Here is a 17333-nt window from a genome sequence, read left to right on the forward strand (position 1 = left end):
GCGGCGCGCCGGGCCAGGGCGGCCCGGGCGGCGGCCAGGGCGACGCGGGCGAGCACCGGGTCCTCCCTCAGGCCCGCCGTGCGCTTGGACGTCTGGCAGCGCGAGCACCAGACCGGCGAGGCCGGCCCGTCCGGATACACCATGCCCTCGGGCGGCAGGTAGTGCCCACCGCACTCGACGCACTCGAAGACCAGTCTCATCCGACGATCACCGTCCCGGATCCGTGGCACCGACCGCAGGGCGACCAGTAGTCGTGAACCCTGGGCACTATGCTCCCTTCCTCGTCCAGCTCGACTGTTGCCTCGGTCTTCTGGGTCCCCCCGGACCCGCCGCAGCCGGAGCAGGACTGAACCTCGGGCATATGCCGTCCTTCCGTAGCGGAGCACCACCGTAGCGCGATTCTCCGTCGGGAAGCACCGCTCGCGGCCATCCACCACCCGTTCGGGGAGCGCGAACTGCCGTCGCACGCCCCGTGGAACAGTGTCGGCCCCTCGCCTGAGCACCAGAGCGAGGGGCCGACCGATCAGGGGGAGTCTCAGCCGCGGGCGGCCCGCAGGAACTCCCGGTTCATCGCCGCGATGCTGGGCAGCGGGATGCCCTTGGGGCAGGCGGTGGCGCACTCGCCGGTGTTGGTGCAGCCGCCGAAGCCCTCGGCGTCCATCGCCGAGACCATGTTCCGCACCCGGGCGGCACGTTCGGGCGCGCCCTGCGGCAGCACGTTGAGGTGCACCACCTTGGCGGAGGTGAACAGCATCGCCGAGCCGTTCGGACAGGCGGCCACGCAGGCGCCGCAGCCGATGCACTCGGCGTGCTCGAAGGCGGTGTCCGCGGCCTCCTTGGGGACGGGCGTGGCGTGCGCCTCGGGGGCGCTGCCGGTCGGGGCGGTGATGTAGCCGCCGGAGCCGATGATCCGGTCGAAGGCCGATCGGTCCACCACCAGGTCCTTGACCACCGGGAAGGCGGCAGCCCGCCACGGTTCGACGTCGATGGTGTCGCCGTCGCGGAAGTGCCGCATGTGCAGCTGGCAGGTGGTGGTGCGTTCGGGCCCGTGCGCCTGGCCGTTGATGACCATGCCGCAGGCGCCGCAGATGCCCTCCCGGCAGTCGTGGTCGAACGCGACGGGCTGGTCGCCGCGGGTGATCAGCTCCTCGTTGAGGGTGTCCAGCATCTCCAGGAAGGACATGTCCGGGCTGATGCCGCTGACCTGGTAGGTGGTCATCGAGCCGGGCGCGTCCGGGCCCGCCTGGCGCCAGATGCGCAGGGTGAGGTTCATGCGTAACTCCGCTGGGTGGGGTGGACGTGCTCGAACTCGAGGTCCTCGCGGTGGAGGACGGGGGGCTCGCCGGTGGCGGTGAACTCCCAGGCGGCGGCGTAGGAGAACTCCTCGTCCCGCCGGGCGGCCTCGCCGTCGGGGGTCTGGCTCTCGGTGCGGAAGTGGCCGCCGCAGGACTCGGCGCGGTGCAGCGCGTCCAGGCACATGAGTTCGGCCAGTTCGAAGTAGTCGACCAGCCGGTTGGCCTTCTCCAGCGACTGGTTGAGCTCCTGTCCGGTGCCGGGCACCTTGATCCGGCGCCAGAACTCCTCGCGCAGCTGCGGGATCCGCTCCAGCGCCCGCTTGAGCCCGGCCTCGTCGCGGGCCATCCCGCACTCGTCCCACAGCAGTTCGCCGAGTTCGCGGTGGAAGGAGTCCGGGGTGCGGTCGCCGTCGACGGAGAGGATCAGGTTGAGCCGGTCCTCGACCTCGGCCTCGACCTCGGTGAGCACCGGGTGGTCGGCGGGCACCGCGTCGACCGGGTTGCGGGCCAGGTAGTCGTTGATGGTGGGCGGCAGCACGAAGTATCCGTCGGCGAGGCCCTGCATCAGGGCGCTGGCGCCCAGCCGGTTGGCGCCGTGGTCGGAGAAGTTGGCCTCGCCGATCGCGAACAGGCCGGGGACGCTGGTCTGCAGGTCGTAGTCGACCCAGAGGCCGCCCATCGTGTAGTGGATCGCCGGGTAGATCCGCATCGGCACCTGGTACGGGTCCTCGGCGGTGATCCGTTCGTACATCTCGAAGAGGTTGCCGTACTTGGCCTCGACCGCGTCCCGGCCCATCCGGCGGATCGCGTCGGCGAAGTCCAGGTACACGCCCTGGCCGCCGGGGCCGACGCCGCGGCCCTCGTCGCAGACGTTCTTGGCGGCCCGGGAGGCGATGTCGCGGGGCACCAGGTTGCCGAAGGACGGGTAGATCCGCTCCAGATAGTAGTCGCGCTCCTCCTCGGGGATCTGCGCGGGCGGGCGGGTGTCGCCCTGGGCCTTGGGCACCCAGATCCGGCCGTCGTTGCGCAGCGACTCGCTCATCAGGGTGAGCTTGGACTGGTGCTCGCCGGAGCGCGGGATGCAGGTGGGGTGGATCTGGGTGAAGCACGGGTTGGCGAAGTAGGCGCCGCGCCGGTGGGCCCGCCAGATCGCGGTGGCGTTGGAGTTCTTGGCGTTGGTGGAGAGGTAGAAGACGTTGCCGTAGCCGCCGGTGGCGAGGACGACGGCGTCCGCCGTGTAGCTGGTGATCCTCCCGGTGACCAGGTCGCGGGCGACGATGCCGCGGGCCCGGCCGTCGACCACCAGCAGGTCGAGCATCTCGGTGCGCGGGTGGATCTCCACGTTCCCGGCGGCGATCTGCCGGGAGAGCGCCTGGTAGGCGCCGAGCAGCAGCTGCTGGCCGGTCTGGCCGCGGGCGTAGAAGGTGCGGGAGACCTGAACGCCGCCGAACGAGCGGGTGTCCAGCAGACCGCCGTACTCGCGGGCGAAGGGCACGCCCTGGGCGACGCACTGGTCGATGATCTCCACCGACACCTGGGCGAGCCGGTGCACGTTGGACTCGCGGGCGCGGAAGTCGCCGCCCTTGACGGTGTCGTAGAACAGCCGGCGGATCGAGTCACCGTCGTTGCGGTAGTTCTTGGCCGCGTTGATGCCGCCCTGGGCGGCGATCGAGTGGGCGCGCCGCGGGGAGTCCTGGAAGCAGAACTGGACGACGTGGTAGCCCTGTTCGGCGAGGGTGGCGCCGGCCGCGCCGCCGGCCAGGCCGGTGCCGACCACGATCACGGTGTGCTTGCGCCGGTTGGCCGGGTTGACCAGCTTGGCGTCGAACCGGCGCTGGTCCCACCGCTGTTCGATCGGCCCGGCGGGGGCCTTGGTGTCGGCGATCGGCTCGCCGAGGGTGTAGTCCTGGTAGCTCACTTCACCACTCCGGTCATCACGGCGACGGGGACGGACAGGAAGCCGGCCGTCAGCAGCAGCGCCAGCCCGTTGGCGGTCAGCTTCAGCGCCCGGTCGCGGCGGGCGTTGTTGGCGCCGAGGGTCTGCGCGGCGCTCCAGAAGCCGTGCCGGATGTGGAAGCCCAGGGCCAGCATCGCGACGATGTAGATCACGTCGCTGTACCAGCGGCCGAAGGTGCCCACGATGTTCTGGTAGACGTGGCCGTGCTCGGCGACCGGGTTCACGGTGAGCGTGGTGAGGTCGAGGATGTGCCAGACGACGAACAGGCCCAGGATCACCCCGCCCCAGCGCATGGTCCGGGTCGCGTAGCTGGCGCGGCGGCGCTGGTGCACGTACTTGCTCGGGCGGGCGGCGAGGTCCCGGCGGCTGAGCTGGTACGCGGACACCCCGTGCAGGACGACGGAGGCCAGCAGGGCGAGGCGGGCGATCCACAGGAACCACTCGTGGCCAAGGAACGGCTGGCCGATGGTGCGCAGCCAGGCGGCGTAGCCGTTGATGTCGTCGGGGCCGAAGAACACCTTGAGGTTCCCCAGCATGTGCGCGACCAGGTACAGCAGCATGACCAGTCCGGTGACGGCCATGACCGCCTTCTTGCCGACGGTCGACCGCCACAGGGTCGCCAGGGTGGACGGATGCCGGGCCGTCCGAGTCGCGGTTGTCATGGCAGCAACGGTAGGGAGGGCGGCAAGGGTGCGTCCAAGACATGCTGCGGCTGGTGACGATAGCTGGAGCCTATCGACGCGGCGTAGCCTGGTCGTGTGCAGCTCCAGCAACTCCGCTACTTCCTGGCCGTCGCCGAGACCCGGCACTTCACCCGGGCGGCCGAGACCGAGCACGTCGCCCAGCCCTCGCTCTCCCAGCAGATCCGGTCGCTGGAAAGGGAGTTGGGGGCCGAACTGTTCCACCGCACCCGGGGCAACATCGCCCTGACCGACGCCGGGGACGCCCTGCTGCCGCTGGCCCGGCGCATCCTCGCGGACACCGAGAGCGCCCGTCTGGCCGTCCAGGAGACGGTGCAGCTGCGCCGCGGCCGGGTCCGGCTGGGCGCGCCGCCGAGTCTGTGCACCAGCCTGGTGCCGGACGTGCTGCGGGTGTTCCGGGACCACTACCCGGGTGTCGCGCTTGGCGTGCGCGAGGGCGGCTCGCGGGACCTGGTGCGCTGGCTGGCGGCGGGCGAGCTGGACCTCGCGCTGGTCATCACCCCGCCCAGCGGGGAGGCCGCGCCCGCCCTCGCCGTCACCGAACTGCTGCACGAGGAACTGGTGCTGGTCTCGGCCGCCGGGCCCGCCCGGCGCCCGGTGCGGGTGGCGGAGCTGAGGGGGCGGCCGCTGGTGATGTTCCGGGAGGGCTACGACGTGCGCGAGGCGGCGCTGGCGGCCTGCCGGGCGGCCGGCTTCGAGCCCGAGTTCGCCGTCGAGGGCGGCGAGATGGACGCGGTGCTGGGCTTCGTGCGGGCCGGGCTCGGGCCGGCGGTGGTGCCGGGCATGGTGGCGGCCCGCTCGGGCCTGTCCGTCACCCCGTTCGCCGGGCCCGGTCTGGGCCGCACCATCGCGGTCGCGCACGGCCACGAGGTGCCGCTCACCCGCGCCGCCGAGGCGCTGCACGACACCCTGCTGGCGCATCTGCGCGACGCCGCCCGTGAGGGTGAACTCCCGCCCGGAACCCGGCTGTTGCTGTAGCGGCGGAGGGCCGCCCGAAGGCGGCCCCCAGCGCTGACCGGCGGGTGTCAGGCCGGCAGTACGGCCTCGATCGCGGCGATCGCCTCGGCCGACTCCGGCTCGACGCGCGGACGCAGGCGCGCGGCGACGGTGCCGTCCGGGGAGATCAGGAACTTCTCGAAGTTCCAGCTGACGTCCCCGGCCTGGCCCTCGGCGTCGGCGACCTCGGTCAGCTGCTGGTACAGCGGGTGCCGGTCGTCACCGTTGACGTCGATCTTCTCGAACAGCGGGAAGGTCACCCCGTAGGTGGTCGAGCAGAAGCTCTGGATCTCCTCGGCGCTGCCCGGCTCCTGCCCGGCGAACTGGTTGCAGGGGAAGCCCAGCACGGTGAACCCCCGCCCGGCGTAGCGCTTCTGGAGGTTCTCCAGGCCGGTGTACTGCGGGGTCAGGCCGCACTTGGAGGCGACGTTGACGATCAGCAGCGCCTTGCCCTTGTGCTCGGCCAGCGAGGTGGCCTCGCCCGCCAGGGTGCGCAGCGGAATGTCGTACAGGCTCACGGTGGTGGGTCCTTTCGGCAGGTTGGGCAGCGGGTCTCGCCCGGGCACACGGTAGCGGCCCCGGGCGGCTCAACCGCGCCGGGCCCGCCGGTGTTCCGTCCGGTGCCGCCGGTGTGCCGCGGGCGCGGGGGCGTACGGAGCGGCTCGCACGCCCCCACTCCTCGGCCGGCTCAGACGGCCAGCGGCTTGACGGCGGTCGGCGCGTGCTCGGGGAGGGTGGCCAGCTCCTCCCACTCGTTGACCTTGTCGATGTCGGCGGCGGCCATCGAGATGTTGGTGACCCGCTCCAGGATCGCCTCGACCACGACCGGGACGCGGAACTCGGCGGCCAGCTTCTTGGCCTCCTCGAAGGCCGGCAGCAGGCCCTCGGGCTCGGTGACCCGGATCGCCTTGCAGCCCAGGCCCTCGGCGACCCTGACGTGGTCCACGCCGTAGACGCCCAGCTCCGGCGCGTTGATGTTCTCGAACTCCAGCTTGACCTGGAAGTCGATGTCGAAGTTGCGCTGCGCCTGGCGGATCAGGCCCAGGTAGGAGTTGTTGACCAGCACGTGGACGTACGGGATCCGGTGCTGGGCGCCGACCGCCAGCTCCTCGATCATGAACTGGAAGTCGTAGTCGCCGGAGAGGGCGACGATCTGGCCCTCCGGGTCGGCGGTGGCGACGCCCAGCGCGGCCGGGATGGTCCAGCCCAGCGGGCCGGCCTGGCCGCAGTTGATCCAGTGCCGCGGCTTGTAGACGTGCAGCATCTGCGCGCCCGCGATCTGCGACAGGCCGATGGTGGTGACGTACCGGGTCTCCGGGCCGAAGGCCCTGTTCATCTCCTCGTACACGCGCTGCGGCTTGAGCGGCACGTTGTCGAAGTGGGTGCGGCGCTGGAGCTGCGCCTTGCGCGCCTGGGTGGAGGCGGCCCACTCGCTGCGGTCCTTGAGGGTGCCCGCCGCCGTGAGCTCCCGGGCGACCTGGACGAACAGCTCCAGGGCGGCCTTGGCGTCGGAGGCGATGCCCAGCTCGGGGGCGAAGATCTTGCCGATCTGGGTCGGCTCGACGTCCACGTGGACGAACTTGCGGCCCGCCGTGTAGACGTCCAGCCCGCCGGTGTGGCGGTTGGCCCAGCGGTTGCCGATGCCGAGGACGAAGTCGGAGGCGAGGAAGTTCTCGTTGCCGTAGCGGTGCGAGGTCTGCAGGCCGACCATGCCGGCGTTCAGCTCGTGGTCGTCCGGGACGATGCCCCAGCCCATCAGGGTCGGGATCACCGGGACGCCGGTCAGCTCGGCGAACTCCAGCAGGAGTTCGGAGGCGTCGGCGTTGATGACGCCGCCGCCCGCCACGATCAGCGGGCGCTCCGACTCCTGGAGCAGCGCGACGGCCTTCTCGATCTGGATCCGGTTGGCGGTCGGCTTGTAGACCGGCAGTGGCTGGTAGGCCTCCGGGTCGAAGTCGATCTCGGTCAGCTGGACGTCGATCGGCAGGTCGATCAGGACCGGGCCGGGACGGCCCGAGCGCATCAGGTGGAAGGCCTGCTGGAACACGCCGGGGACCTGCGCGGCCTCCAGGACGGTGGTGGCGGCCTTGGTGACCGGCTTGGCGATCGAGGCGATGTCGACGGCCTGGAAGTCCTCCTTGTGGAGGCGGGCGACCGGGGCCTGGCCGGTGATGCACAGGATCGGGATGGAGTCGGCGATCGCCGAGTACAGGCCGGTGATCATGTCCGTGCCGGCCGGGCCCGAGGTGCCGATGCACACGCCGATGTTGCCGGCCTTGGCGCGGGTGTAGCCCTCGGCCATGTGGGAAGCCCCCTCGACGTGCCGGGCCAGGGTGTGCCTGATTCCGCCGGAGGCCTTGAGGGCGGCGTAGAAGGGGTTGATCGCGGCGCCCGGCACGCCGAAGGCGACGTCGACACCTTCGAGCTTGAGGATCTCCACGGCCGCGCGGGCGGCTGTCATACGGGGCATCGGTTCTCTCCTGCGTCGGCCCGCAGTGGGTCGGAGGGCTCATCTCCTGATTTCCACCATACGGAAGAGCGGTTTCTGTATGTGGAAAGCACGGTAGGGTCGGGTCCAGTGAGGAGTCAAGGGGCACTTCAACAGAATGTGGAAGGCCGGATAGTGCGCTGCGTGGCCGGACCCGCACACCGGAACCGCGTTCGCGCCGGTGCACCCGGGGGAGCGGAGCCGCCGGGCCGGAAAGCGCATTCGCCGCGCAGTGCCCGTGGAGCGACGGTGCCCGAGGTCGGCCCGGCGGGCGGGGCGGGGACACCGTCGGAGGGCCCGTCCAGGAAGACCCGACCGCAGCGCACCTGGATCGCACCTGCCCGGTGCCGTCCGGCCGCCGCATGAGTACGTGTACTCAACGGCGTGCGCCGCGATCCTCGGCGCGGACCCTAACCTGGTCGCGGCCCGGAGTGGTCCGGGCCGCGACCAGTGCCGTCGGGTGACAAGGAGCGCAGAACCGTGATCGCAGCTTTTTCGGTGACCCCGCTGGGGATCGGCGAGGACGTGGGGGAGGCGGTGGCGGCGGCCGTCCGGGTGGTCCGGGCCAGCGGGCTGCCGAACCGCACGGACGCGATGTTCACCAGCATCGAGGGGGAATGGGACGAGGTGATGCCGGTGATCAGGGCGGCGATCGAGGCGGTGAAGGCGCACAGCAACCGGGTGAGCACGGTCATCAAGATCGACGACCGGGCCGGGGTCACCGACGGCCTCACCGCCAAGGTCGCCTCGGTCGAGCGGCACCTCGCGAACGGCTGAGGGCCTCAGCCAGTGGTGGACTGTGCGGCGGTCGCCTCGACCGGGTCGGGCGCCGCCTGTGGCTGACGGGTCCTCAGCAGCCGGTCCAGCGAGTAGGGTCCGGAGCCGAGGACCGCGATGGCCAGGAAGGCCCAGCAGAACATCACCGAGGGTTCGCCCCCGTTCTGCAGCGGCAGCAGCGCGTGCTCCTGGTGGACGGTGAAGTAGGCGTAGGCCATCGAGCCGGAGCACAGCAGGGCGGCGTACCTGGTGCCGACCCCGAGGAGCACCAGGGCGCCGCCGACCAGTTGGATCAGGGCGGCCCACCAGCCCGGCCACTGGCCGAGCGGGAGGCTGCCGCCGCCCTTGGTGCCGCCGAGGACGCCGAAGACCGAGGCGACGCCGTGGCAGGCGAAGAGCAGGCCGACGACGACCCGAAAGGCCGTCAGCACGATGGGACGGGCGGCCTCGACGGCCTGTGCGGGGGTTGCGTGGATGCGTGCGGGCATACCGGGGAACCTCCTGTGAGGGAGGAGGGGCGGGGCGGTAAGGGTAGCCTTGGTCTAGTCCACTTGGCAATGCTCCGTCAGATAGCGGTCGGGACCGGTCGCCATCCTTTCTTGACCGGTCGGTCTCGAAAGGCTAGCGTTCACACCATGGCGCGAACGAAGGAATTCGATCCCGACGCGGCGCTCCAGGCAGCCCTCGAACTGTTCTGGCGCCGCGGCTACGAGGCCACCTCGATGGCCGACCTGGTCGAGGGTCTCGGCATTGCCCGGGCCAGCATCTATGCCACCTTCGGCAGCAAGCACGAGCTCTACCTGCGCGCCCTGGAGCGCTACAACGAGCAGCACGACCCGGGCCTGCTGGCCGAGCTGTCCCAGCCCGGCCCGGTGCTCCCGGCCGTCCGCGCCCTGGTGCGCCGGTACGCGGGCATGGGGGACGACGACCGCAAGCGCGGCTGCTTCATCACCAACACCGCCGTCGAACTCGCCCCGCACGACGAGGCGGCGGCCCGCCGGGTGGAGGTCAGCTACGACCACCTGGAGACGGCGCTGACCGCAGCCCTGCTGCGTGCCGAGGCCCAGGGCGAACTGCCCGCCGTGCGGGAGCCGCGGGCACTGGCCCGGATGCTGGTGGTGCTGCTGCAGGGAATCCGGGTGGTGGGCAAGACCGCCGAGGGCGGGCCCCGGGTGCGGGATGCCGCCGAGCAGGCGCTGACACTGCTGGACTGAGCTCCGGCCGGCCCGGCCGGAGCCGTCTGCTGTCCTTATTCTGGACCGAACGGTCTTAAAAGTTTGACATTGGGGGGAGTTCCATGAGCATCGCCGTGCCTCCGGCCCGGGCGAGTTTCGCACTGCTCGGTGTCGTCCAGGCCGTGCTGATCTTCGCCATCATGATCCTCACCGTGCCACTTCCCCTGGTCGCCCGGGAGCTCGGGCTCGGCCCGTCCGAGGTGCTGCTGCTCAGCGCCGCGTACGGGCTCTCCTTCGCCGCGCTGCTGCTGCTCGGCGGACGACTGACGGACCGTCACGGCGGCCGCCCGATGCTGCGGTGGGGCCTGGCGCTGCTCGCCGCTGCCTCGGTGGCCTGCGCCCTCGCGCCCGGCTACCCCGTCCTGCTGGCCGGCCGCTTCGTCCAGGGCGCCGGTGCGGCGCTCGCCGCCCCGGCCGCGGTCGCGGTGGTCCGCCGACTGTACCCCCGACCCGCCGACTACCGAAGGGCGATGGCCACCTGGGGCGGCCTCTCGGTGATCGGCGCGACGACCGGCAGCGTGGTGTCGGGCGCGGTCGCCGCCGCGGTGTCGTGGCGCTGGCTGTTCGCGGTGCCCGTCCTGGTCGCCCTGGCCGGCCTCGGCCGCTCCGGCTCGCTGCCCGCCGCTGCCCCCGCCCCGTCCGGCCGCCGTCCGGCGCTCGACCTGCGCGGCGCGGCCCTCGCCACCGCCGGTCTCTGCGCGGCGAGTTACGCCTTGGTGGCGTCCACCGACCACGGCTGGCGGACCGCCGAGGTGCTCGCGCCGCTGGGCGCCGGACTGCTCCTGCTGCTCGCCTTCGCCGCCGCCGAACGCCGCACCGCCGACCCGCTGCTGCCGCCCGGCTTCCTCGCGGACCGGACCAGGGCCACCGCGCTGGTCGCCGTGATGGCGACCTCCGCCGGCACCGCTCTGGCCTTCGTCCTGCTCTCGCTCTACCTCCAGCAACTGCGCGGCTGGAGCGCGGCCGAGACCTCCGCCGCCTTCCTGCCGTACGCGGCCGCCCTGCTGCTCTCCGGCCGCCTGGCCGGCCCGCTGACCGCCCGGTTCGGGCCGGTGCCGGTCACGGCCGCCGGCCTCGCGCTGGAAGGCGTCGGACTCGCCCTGCTGGCCGGGCTCGACCCCGCCGGCTCCTACCCCACCGGGCTGCTGCCCGGACTGCTCCTGCTGCCCGCCGGAGCCGCCGCCTCCTTCGCCGGAGCGGCCGTCCTGGCCACCGGCGGCGTGGCACCCGAACGGACCGGCCTGGCCGCGGGCGTCCTCAACACCGCCATGGAGCTCGGCCCCACCGCCGGACTGGCCGCCCTGATGGCGCTCGCCGCCACCCGGCCGACCACCGTCGGCGGCTATGCCACGGCCTTCGCGGCCGCCGCCGCGGGCCTGGCACTGACCGCGGTCGCGGTCGGCGCCCTGCCCCGGACCAACCCGACCACCACCCCTGAACACACCACTCGAATCAAGGAGTTCAGCTCATGAGCACGCGTTTCGCCGACAAGTCCGTCCTGGTCACCGGCGGCGGCAGCGGCATCGGGCGGGGCATCGCGCTCGCCTTCGCCCGGGAGGGAGCCCGGGTCGCGGTCGCCGGGCGCGGCGCCGGCCCGTTGGCCGAGACCGTCGCGCTGATCGAGGCGGCCGGTGGCAAGGCCGTCGCGCTGACCGGCGACGTGACGAACAGTGCCGACGCGGCCCGGCTGGTCCGGGAGACCGTCGAGCGGTTCGGCGGACTGGACGTCGCCGTCAACAACGCCGGGGTGTTCGGCGCGGCGGGCCCGGTCGCCGAGATCGACGAGGACGAGTTCCGGCGGGTCGTCGAGATCAACGTGACCGGTACCCTGCTGGCGATGAAGCACCAGATCGGCCACATGCGGGCGCATGGCGGCGGCGCGATCGTCAACGTCTCGTCCAACCTGGGCGTCCACCGGCGACTGGAGGGCGTCGGCGCCTACGCCGTCAGCAAGGCCGCGGTCACCGCGCTCACCCGCGCCGCCGCCCGCGACCACATCGGTGAGGGCGTGCGGATCAACACCGTCAGTCCGGGACCGGTGGACACCCCGATGTCGTCCCGGCCCGGCGAGAGCGACGCGGACAAGAGCGACCGGATGAAGTCCGAGGTGCCGGTCGGCCGTTCCGGCGCGATCGCGGAGATCGCCGCAGCCGTGCTGTACCTGGCCTCGCCGGAGGCGGGCTACACCGTCGGCGCGGACCTGGTGCTGGACGGCGGCGTCACCGCCTGAGTGATCCGCTGTGGCCTCAACCTCCCGGTGTGCCAGGATGGTTGAGGCCACTTTGCGGTACTACAGCGCGTCCAGGGCGTCCTCGGTACGGGCCCGGGCAACCATCAAGGACTCCTCGACCAGCAGCACCAGCACGTCCGGCCCCGCGAACCACCGGAAGTCGCGGCCGAGGGCCGGCAGCTCCACCAGGCCGTCCGGGACTTCGTCGCCGGCCTCGTAGAAGACACCGAACTCGTCGTCCTCCAGCAGCTTCTCGCTCATCGCCATCACCGCCGCCGCCGTCGAGAAGCGCTCCTCCCAGGGCTCCCAGCGCTCCTGCGACTTGTCCGCGAGGTCCGGCCGGGCCACCGTCGGCGGGTCCTCCTGCGCCAGGTCGTCCAGCAGCACGCCCCAGTGGGCGCAGCCCTGGTTCTCCGTGCGGTACACCAGCGCGCCGTCCAGCAGGTGGAGTTCGTCCGGCGTCAGCAGCACGTCCTGGGAGCTGGTGAGGTCGGCCCGGCGCCCGAACAGCCGGTACGTCTCCCGCAGCGCCACCGGCAGTCGCAGCCCGAGCCGCTGCTCGGCCGCGTCCAGATCGGCGTCGGTGAAGCCGTCCTCGGGTGTCAGCGGCTCGCCCCAGTACGCGGCGAAGCCCCGGACGAGGGCCCAGGCGTCCCCCCGGCCGCCGCGCAGGGTTTCGGCCATCGCGGCGCCTATGTCGAAATCCGTGTCGTTCACCCGTGCACGGTACGAGGTCCCGCTGACATCGCCCGGGGCCCCGAATCCTGGTCGGCGCACGACCGGCCGAATCTGACGCGAACGCGTAATCCCGAGGACACCGGTCGATCACTACGGGGTTCCCGCGCCGTCGTTCGGGCAGGACACGGTTTCGGCCGGAACCGACACACGAAAGGCGGACGCGCGCCAGATGCCGACCGCACCGCACACCGCACGCAGGAGCCGCTGGGGCGAGCACGGGCTCGCCTGGGCCTTCCTGCTGCCCTCCCTGGTGGTCTTCGCCCTGTTCATCGGCTACCCGCTGGGGCGGACGATCTACCTGAGCGGGCACGCCAACGACCTCTTCGGCGCGCCCTCCCGCTACGTCGGGGCGAAGCACTACACCGACCTGCTCTCCTCGGCCGACTTCGGCCGGACGCTGGTCACCACAGGGCTGTTCACCCTGCTCACCGTGGTGCCGGGGGTGCTCGGCGCGCTGGTGCTGGTGCTGCTGCTGGAGAACCGGATCCGGGGCGTACGGCTGCTGCGCTCCGCCTTCGCGCTGCCCTTCGCCTTCTCGGTGGCCAGCGCCTCGGTGGTCTTCGCGGTGTTCTTCAACCCCGCCAGCGGGGTGCTCAACGGCCTGCTCTCGCACGTCGGCCTCGGCCCGGTCGGGTGGCTCACCGACTCCCGCTACGCCCTGGTGTCGGTGGCCCTGACCACGGTGTGGATGAACCTCGGCTACAACGTGCTGGTGCTCTCGGCGGGCATCGCCTCGATCCCCGGCGAGATCGTCGAGGCGGCCCGCATCGACGGCGCCTCCGGTCTGCGGCTGTCCCGCTCGATCACCGTCCCGATGCTCGGTCCGAACCTGTTCTTCCTGACGGTGGTCTCCACCGTCCACGCACTGCAGAGTTTCGGCCAGATCCACATCCTCACCAAGGGCGGGCCGGACGGCTCCACCCGGACCCTCGTCTACTCGGTCTACGAGAAGGCCTTCGCCTACAACTCCAGCGACTTCGGCACGGCCAGCGCCCAGGCCGTGGTGCTGCTGGTGGTCGTCCTCGCCTGCACGGCCGTCCAGTTCGGCGTCCTGGAGCGGAAGGTGCACTACGCATGAGCACTCTTGCCACCGAATCCGAGGCCGAAGCGCAGAAGGCCGACGCACCCCGCCCCCGCCCCCGGCTGCTCGCCGGGCGCTCCCCGCGCGACCTGCTGGGCCGCGCCGCCGTCCACCTGCTGCTGGCCGTCGCCCTGGTCACCGTGGCCTTCCCGGTGTACTACGCGATCGCCGGCGCCTTCATGGGCCCGTCCGAACTCTCCTCCTACCCACCGGCGTTGGTGCCGCACTCGGTCACCGGCCGGAACTTCTCCGGCGCCGTGGACACCATCCCGCTGTTCCGGCAGTACGCCAACTCGGCGATCACGGCCACCGCGATCACCGTCGCCCAGCTGTTCACCTCGATCCTGGCCGCGTACGCCTTCGTCTTCCTGCCGCTGAAGGCGAGGGCCGTGGTCTTCGGGGTGTTCCTGGCCACCCTGATGGTCCCCTGGGAGGCCATCATCATCCCCAACTACCTGACGCTGTCGGACTGGGGATTCGGCAACACCTACTTCGGCCTGGTCCTGCCGTTCCTGGCCTCCGGCTTCGGCACCTTCATGCTGCGCCAGGCCTTCCGGCAGCTGCCCGGCGAACTGCGCGACGCGGCGCGGATCGACGGGGCGGGCCACTGGCGGTTCCTGTGGCGGATCGTCGTCCCGCTGAACAAGCCGGCCCTGGCCGCGCTGTCGATCTACGTCTTCCTGTCGGCCTGGAACCAGTACTTCTGGCCGCTGATCATCACCCGTACGGCCGACATGCAGACCCTGCAGATCGGCCTCACCTCGCTGCGCGACTCGGAGATGGCCGACCCCGGGCTGATCCTGGCCGGCGTCGTGCTCTCCCTGCTGCCCACCCTCGCCCTGGTGGTCTTCGGCCAGCGGTTCATCGTCCGCGGCCTCACCGCGGGCGCCGTCCGCTGAGCCGCTCCGCCGTCCCGTTCACGCCCGTCTCCCGTCCTCGGAAGAAAGAGAACCCCTCGTGAAGAAGAGTGCGCGCGCGCTCGCGGCCCTGCTGGTGGCGGGCCTGTCCCTGACCGCCTGCGGCTCCTCCGGCGACTCCGGCTCCGGTGCCGGCTCGGGCGGCTCCGCCGACGCCCCCGGGGCCCAGGCACTGGACCAGGCCTCCGGCGTGACCACCGTCGAGTTCTGGCACTCGATGACCGGCAAGAACGCCGACGTGCTGAACGGGCTGGTCAGCCAGTTCAACGCGGCCCACCAGGGCAGGATCGAGGTGAAGGCGCAGTTCCAGGGCAAGTACGACGAGCTGGTCACCAAGTACAAGGCCGCGGTGCAGCAGAAGGGCACCCCCGCCCTGGTGCAGGTCTACGACATCGGCACCCGGTTCATGATCGACTCCAGGCAGACCGTCCCCGCCCAGGCCTTCGCCGACGAGGACGGCTACTCGCTGGACGACCTCGACCCCAACATCCGCAACTACTACTCGGCCAACGGCAAGCTGGTCTCGATGCCGTTCAACTCCTCGATGCCGCTGCTCTACCTGAACACGGACGCCTTCAAGGAGGCCGGCCTCGACCCGGCCCAGCCGCCCAAGGACCTCAACGAGCTGGCGGACCTGGCGAAGAAGCTCACCAAGAAGGACGCCGACGGCAAGACCGTCCGCTACGGCTTCGGCGCCGCCGTCTACGGCTGGTTCGTCGAGGAGCTGATCGCCGAGTCCGGCACCATGTACTGCGACAACGACAACGGGCGCAGCGACAAGGCGGGCAAGGTCGTGTTCGACTCCGCCCAGGGCGCACAGATCGTCCAGTGGTGGGCGGACCTGGTCAAGGGCGGCTACGCGGCCAACACCGGCCGGGTCACCGACGACGCCCAGGCCGCCTTCAAGTCCGGCACGGTCGCGATGCACCTGGAGTCCACCGGCGTGCTGCGCGGCTACACCGAGGCCGCCAAGTTCGGGGTCGGCACCGCCCCGTTCCCCAAGGTCACCGCCGCCGACCAGGGCGGCCCGGCGATCGGCGGCGCATCGCTGTGGATCAGCGGCCCCGGCCACTCGGACGCCGAGAAGCGCGCCGCCTGGGAGTTCGAGAAGTTCCTGACCGGCCCCGAGCAGCAGGCCGCGTGGCACACCGGCACCGGTTACTTCCCGGTCAACAAGAAGTCCCTGGACGACCCCGCGGACAAGGAGTGGGTGGCCAAGTACCCGCAGTTCCAGACGGCCATCGACCAGCTGAAGGCCACCAAGCCCACCCCGGCCACCGCCGGTTGCCTGCTCGGCGTGATGCCGCAGGCCCGCAAGGGCGTGGAGACGGCGATCGAGCAGACCATCGCCGGCAGCAAGACCGCCCAGCAGGCCCTCTCCGACGCGGCCAAGGCTCTCCAGCCCGCGATCGAGAGCTACAACAGCTCGGTCGGCTGACCCTGCCCGTCCCGTACGACGGCCCGCCCCGTGCACCGCGCGTCCGGCGGGCCGTCGCCGTCACCCCCCTCGCGCCGTAACGCCGCCGCGCCGTAACGCCGCCGCGCCGTTGCGTCGTAACGCCGTCGGGCCCGATCAGGCCGAGAGCGCCTCGCCGTCCTCGGGCAGCACGCACGCGCCCGCCAGCTCGTCCAGCGAAAGGTCCAGCGCGAAGGCCAACGCGGCGATGGTGAAGAACGACGGCGTCGGCGCCCGGCCCGTCTCGATCTTCCGCAGCGTCTCCGCCGAGACGCCGGCCACCGCCGCCACCTCGACCATGCTGCGCTCACCACGCGCCTCGCGCAGCAGCGCCCCGAAGCGCTCCCCACGCTCGCGCTCCCACGGGGTCAGCGGAGTCCTCACCATGCCGTCGAGTCTACGGCGTGCCTGACATGCCTGGTGCGACCACGGCACCTCGTAGGCCGCGGGCCGGTTGGGGAGCGGCACGGGGCCGCCCGGTCGGTCGGTGTTGAGGGCCAGGCAGGGCACAACGCTGGTCGCCCCCCGCGTCTGGGTGCAGGAGCCGAAGACCTCGGGCCCCATGCCGTAGCACGACCGGTACTCGCTGCCCGGGGGTCGGACCACCGGGTGGAGTTCGTCGACCCTCGACCGTGATACAAATACCGGTATAAGAATTGGTTCCAGGGGAGTGATTCACCATGGTCGAACTCAAGTCGGACACCGCCCTCGCCGCGATGCGCGAGGCCGGGAGGGTCGTCGCCAACGCGCTGGCGGCCGTGCAGCGGGAGGCCGCCGTGGGCGTCAGCCTGCTGGAGCTGGACGAGGTGGCGCGCGGCGTCCTCACCGCCGCCGGGGCGAGCTCGCCGTTCCTCGGCTACCGGCCGTCCTTCGCGCCCGTGCCCTTCCCGGCCGTCATCTGCGCCTCCGTCAACGACGCGGTGGTGCACGGCATCCCGAACGGCTACCGGCTGCGCGACGGCGACCTGGTGAGCATCGACTGCGGCGCCGTGCTGGACGGCTGGTGCGGCGACTCCGCCGTCAGCTTCACCGTCGGCGCCGCCCGCCCCGAGGACGACGAACTGATCGCCGCCGCCCGGCGCTCGCTGGAGGCCGGGATCGCCGCGGCCGTGGTCGGCAACCGGATCGGTGACATCGCCCACGCCATCGGCAGGTCCGCCCGCGCCGGGCGCTACGGGCTGCTCGACGGCTTCGGCGGCCACGGCATCGGCCGCCGGATGCACGAGGACCCGCACGTCCCCAACGAGGGCCGCCCGGGCCGGGGTTACCCGCTGCGCCCGGGACTGGTGCTGGCCATCGAGCCGATGCTGACGGCCGGCGGCCGCGACGAGTACGACACCGACCCCGACGGCTGGACCCTGCGCACCACCGACGGCACCCGCGCCGCCCACGTCGAGCACACCGTCGCCGTCACCGAGGACGGCCCGCAGATCCTCACGCTGCCGTAGCGGGGTGACGGACG

Annotated in this window: 18 protein-coding genes; 9 read left to right on the forward strand and 9 right to left on the reverse strand. The window is 71.8% G+C overall.

Annotated elements, in window-relative coordinates; translation table 11 throughout:
- The 4 genes from HS99_RS00005 to HS99_RS00020 all read right to left on the reverse strand — a co-directional run.
- Positions 1-200, reverse strand: a 200-nt coding sequence (locus HS99_RS00005; RefSeq protein ID WP_141763622.1) for a hypothetical protein, incomplete at its 3' end; no start/stop codon positions are given.
- 335 nt (positions 201-535) lie between these two features.
- Positions 536-1273, reverse strand: a complete 738-nt coding sequence (locus HS99_RS00010; RefSeq protein ID WP_030285070.1) for a succinate dehydrogenase/fumarate reductase iron-sulfur subunit — start codon at positions 1271-1273, stop codon at positions 536-538.
- The gene (locus HS99_RS00015) at positions 1270-3213 is read right to left on the reverse strand and encodes a fumarate reductase/succinate dehydrogenase flavoprotein subunit (RefSeq protein ID WP_030285072.1); all 1944 of its coding nucleotides are present in this window, start codon (positions 3211-3213) and stop codon (positions 1270-1272) included. Before HS99_RS00015 ends, HS99_RS00010 begins: the two co-directional genes overlap by 4 nt.
- The gene (locus tag HS99_RS00020) at positions 3210-3914 is read right to left on the reverse strand and encodes a succinate dehydrogenase cytochrome b subunit (RefSeq protein ID WP_030285074.1); all 705 of its coding nucleotides are present in this window, start codon (positions 3912-3914) and stop codon (positions 3210-3212) included. Before HS99_RS00020 ends, HS99_RS00015 begins: the two co-directional genes overlap by 4 nt.
- Positions 3915-4010: 96 nt before the next feature.
- Here HS99_RS00020 and HS99_RS00025 point away from each other — a divergent pair, with 96 nt between their 5' ends.
- Positions 4011-4931: a LysR family transcriptional regulator gene (locus HS99_RS00025; protein WP_030285076.1), complete on the forward strand. Its 921-nt coding sequence runs from the start codon at positions 4011-4013 to the stop codon at positions 4929-4931.
- Positions 4932-4978: 47 nt separating this feature from the next.
- Here HS99_RS00025 and HS99_RS00030 read toward each other — a convergent pair whose 3' ends face one another.
- Positions 4979-5467, reverse strand: coding sequence for a glutathione peroxidase (locus HS99_RS00030; RefSeq protein WP_030285078.1), 489 nt, complete (start codon positions 5465-5467; stop codon positions 4979-4981).
- Positions 5468-5637: 170 nt separating this feature from the next.
- Positions 5638-7419: a glyoxylate carboligase gene (gene gcl / locus HS99_RS00035; RefSeq protein ID WP_078938596.1), complete on the reverse strand. Its 1782-nt coding sequence runs from the start codon at positions 7417-7419 to the stop codon at positions 5638-5640.
- Positions 7420-7917: 498 nt separating this feature from the next.
- Here gcl and HS99_RS00040 point away from each other — a divergent pair, with 498 nt between their 5' ends.
- On the forward strand, positions 7918-8214 hold the full coding sequence (locus HS99_RS00040; protein WP_030285083.1) for an MTH1187 family thiamine-binding protein: 297 nt from the start codon (positions 7918-7920) through the stop codon (positions 8212-8214).
- A gap of 5 nt (positions 8215-8219) precedes the next feature.
- Here the strand turns inward: HS99_RS00040 and HS99_RS00045 are convergent, their stop codons facing one another.
- Positions 8220-8702 carry a DoxX family protein gene (locus tag HS99_RS00045; protein ID WP_046385763.1) on the reverse strand — a complete coding sequence of 161 codons (483 nt, stop codon included), beginning with the start codon at positions 8700-8702 and terminating at the stop codon, positions 8220-8222.
- Positions 8703-8849: 147 nt separating this feature from the next.
- Here HS99_RS00045 and HS99_RS00050 point away from each other — a divergent pair, with 147 nt between their 5' ends.
- The 3 genes from HS99_RS00050 to HS99_RS00060 all read left to right on the forward strand — a co-directional run bounded on the left by HS99_RS00050 (position 8850) and on the right by HS99_RS00060 (position 11679).
- Positions 8850-9428, forward strand: a complete 579-nt coding sequence (locus HS99_RS00050; RefSeq protein WP_030285087.1) for a TetR/AcrR family transcriptional regulator — start codon at positions 8850-8852, stop codon at positions 9426-9428.
- A gap of 83 nt (positions 9429-9511) precedes the next feature.
- Positions 9512-10921, forward strand: a complete 1410-nt coding sequence (locus HS99_RS00055) for an MFS transporter (protein ID WP_046385762.1) — start codon at positions 9512-9514, stop codon at positions 10919-10921.
- Complete coding sequence (locus HS99_RS00060) at positions 10918-11679, forward strand: SDR family NAD(P)-dependent oxidoreductase (protein ID WP_030285091.1); 762 nt, start codon at positions 10918-10920, stop codon at positions 11677-11679. Before HS99_RS00055 ends, HS99_RS00060 begins: the two co-directional genes overlap by 4 nt.
- 60 nt (positions 11680-11739) lie before the next feature.
- Here the strand turns inward: HS99_RS00060 and HS99_RS00065 are convergent, their stop codons facing one another.
- Positions 11740-12396, reverse strand: coding sequence for a hypothetical protein (locus tag HS99_RS00065; protein WP_030550101.1), 657 nt, complete (start codon positions 12394-12396; stop codon positions 11740-11742).
- A gap of 190 nt (positions 12397-12586) precedes the next feature.
- Between HS99_RS00065 and HS99_RS00070 the strand changes: the two genes are divergently transcribed.
- Genes HS99_RS00070 through HS99_RS00080 form a run of 3 tightly spaced genes read left to right on the forward strand, consistent with a single transcriptional unit; the run spans position 12587 to position 15853 of the window.
- On the forward strand, positions 12587-13495 hold the full coding sequence (locus HS99_RS00070; RefSeq protein ID WP_030285095.1) for a carbohydrate ABC transporter permease: 909 nt from the start codon (positions 12587-12589) through the stop codon (positions 13493-13495).
- Positions 13492-14397, forward strand: coding sequence for a carbohydrate ABC transporter permease (locus HS99_RS00075; RefSeq protein ID WP_078867370.1), 906 nt, complete (start codon positions 13492-13494; stop codon positions 14395-14397). The genes HS99_RS00070 and HS99_RS00075 overlap by 4 nt, the downstream gene beginning before the upstream one ends.
- 58 nt (positions 14398-14455) lie before the next feature.
- Entirely contained in the window at positions 14456-15853 is a 1398-nt protein-coding gene (locus HS99_RS00080) for an ABC transporter substrate-binding protein (protein WP_030550103.1), read from the forward strand.
- Positions 15854-15988: 135 nt separating this feature from the next.
- Here the strand turns inward: HS99_RS00080 and HS99_RS00085 are convergent, their stop codons facing one another.
- Positions 15989-16258: a helix-turn-helix domain-containing protein gene (locus HS99_RS00085; protein ID WP_030285102.1), complete on the reverse strand. Its 270-nt coding sequence runs from the start codon at positions 16256-16258 to the stop codon at positions 15989-15991.
- Positions 16259-16551: 293 nt separating this feature from the next.
- On the opposite strand from HS99_RS00085, the gene map reads away from it, so the two are divergent.
- Positions 16552-17319 carry a type I methionyl aminopeptidase gene (gene map, locus HS99_RS00090; protein ID WP_030550105.1) on the forward strand — a complete coding sequence of 256 codons (768 nt, stop codon included), beginning with the start codon at positions 16552-16554 and terminating at the stop codon, positions 17317-17319.
- The last annotated feature ends 14 nt before the right edge of the window (positions 17320-17333 follow it).

This window comes from Kitasatospora aureofaciens, from assembly GCF_001188955.3.
Classification (GTDB): domain Bacteria; phylum Actinomycetota; class Actinomycetes; order Streptomycetales; family Streptomycetaceae; genus Kitasatospora; species Kitasatospora aureofaciens.

What these genes read in the sequence shown, in the direction of transcription:
- HS99_RS00010 (WP_030285070.1), bottom strand. Translation starts at nt 1,273, where the DNA reads ATGAACCTCACCCTGCGCATCTGGCGCCAGGCGGGCCCGGACGCGCCC.
- HS99_RS00020 (WP_030285074.1), bottom strand. Translation starts at nt 3,914, where the DNA reads ATGACAACCGCGACTCGGACGGCCCGGCATCCGTCCACCCTGGCGACC.
- gcl (WP_078938596.1), bottom strand. Translation starts at nt 7,419, where the DNA reads ATGCCCCGTATGACAGCCGCCCGCGCGGCCGTGGAGATCCTCAAGCTC.
- HS99_RS00045 (WP_046385763.1), bottom strand. Translation starts at nt 8,702, where the DNA reads ATGCCCGCACGCATCCACGCAACCCCCGCACAGGCCGTCGAGGCCGCC.
- HS99_RS00050 (WP_030285087.1), top strand. Translation starts at nt 8,850, where the DNA reads ATGGCGCGAACGAAGGAATTCGATCCCGACGCGGCGCTCCAGGCAGCC.
- HS99_RS00055 (WP_046385762.1), top strand. Translation starts at nt 9,512, where the DNA reads ATGAGCATCGCCGTGCCTCCGGCCCGGGCGAGTTTCGCACTGCTCGGT.
- HS99_RS00060 (WP_030285091.1), top strand. Translation starts at nt 10,918, where the DNA reads ATGAGCACGCGTTTCGCCGACAAGTCCGTCCTGGTCACCGGCGGCGGC.
- HS99_RS00070 (WP_030285095.1), top strand. Translation starts at nt 12,587, where the DNA reads ATGCCGACCGCACCGCACACCGCACGCAGGAGCCGCTGGGGCGAGCAC.
- HS99_RS00075 (WP_078867370.1), top strand. Translation starts at nt 13,492, where the DNA reads ATGAGCACTCTTGCCACCGAATCCGAGGCCGAAGCGCAGAAGGCCGAC.
- HS99_RS00085 (WP_030285102.1), bottom strand. Translation starts at nt 16,258, where the DNA reads ATGGTGAGGACTCCGCTGACCCCGTGGGAGCGCGAGCGTGGGGAGCGC.
- map (WP_030550105.1), top strand. Translation starts at nt 16,552, where the DNA reads ATGGTCGAACTCAAGTCGGACACCGCCCTCGCCGCGATGCGCGAGGCC.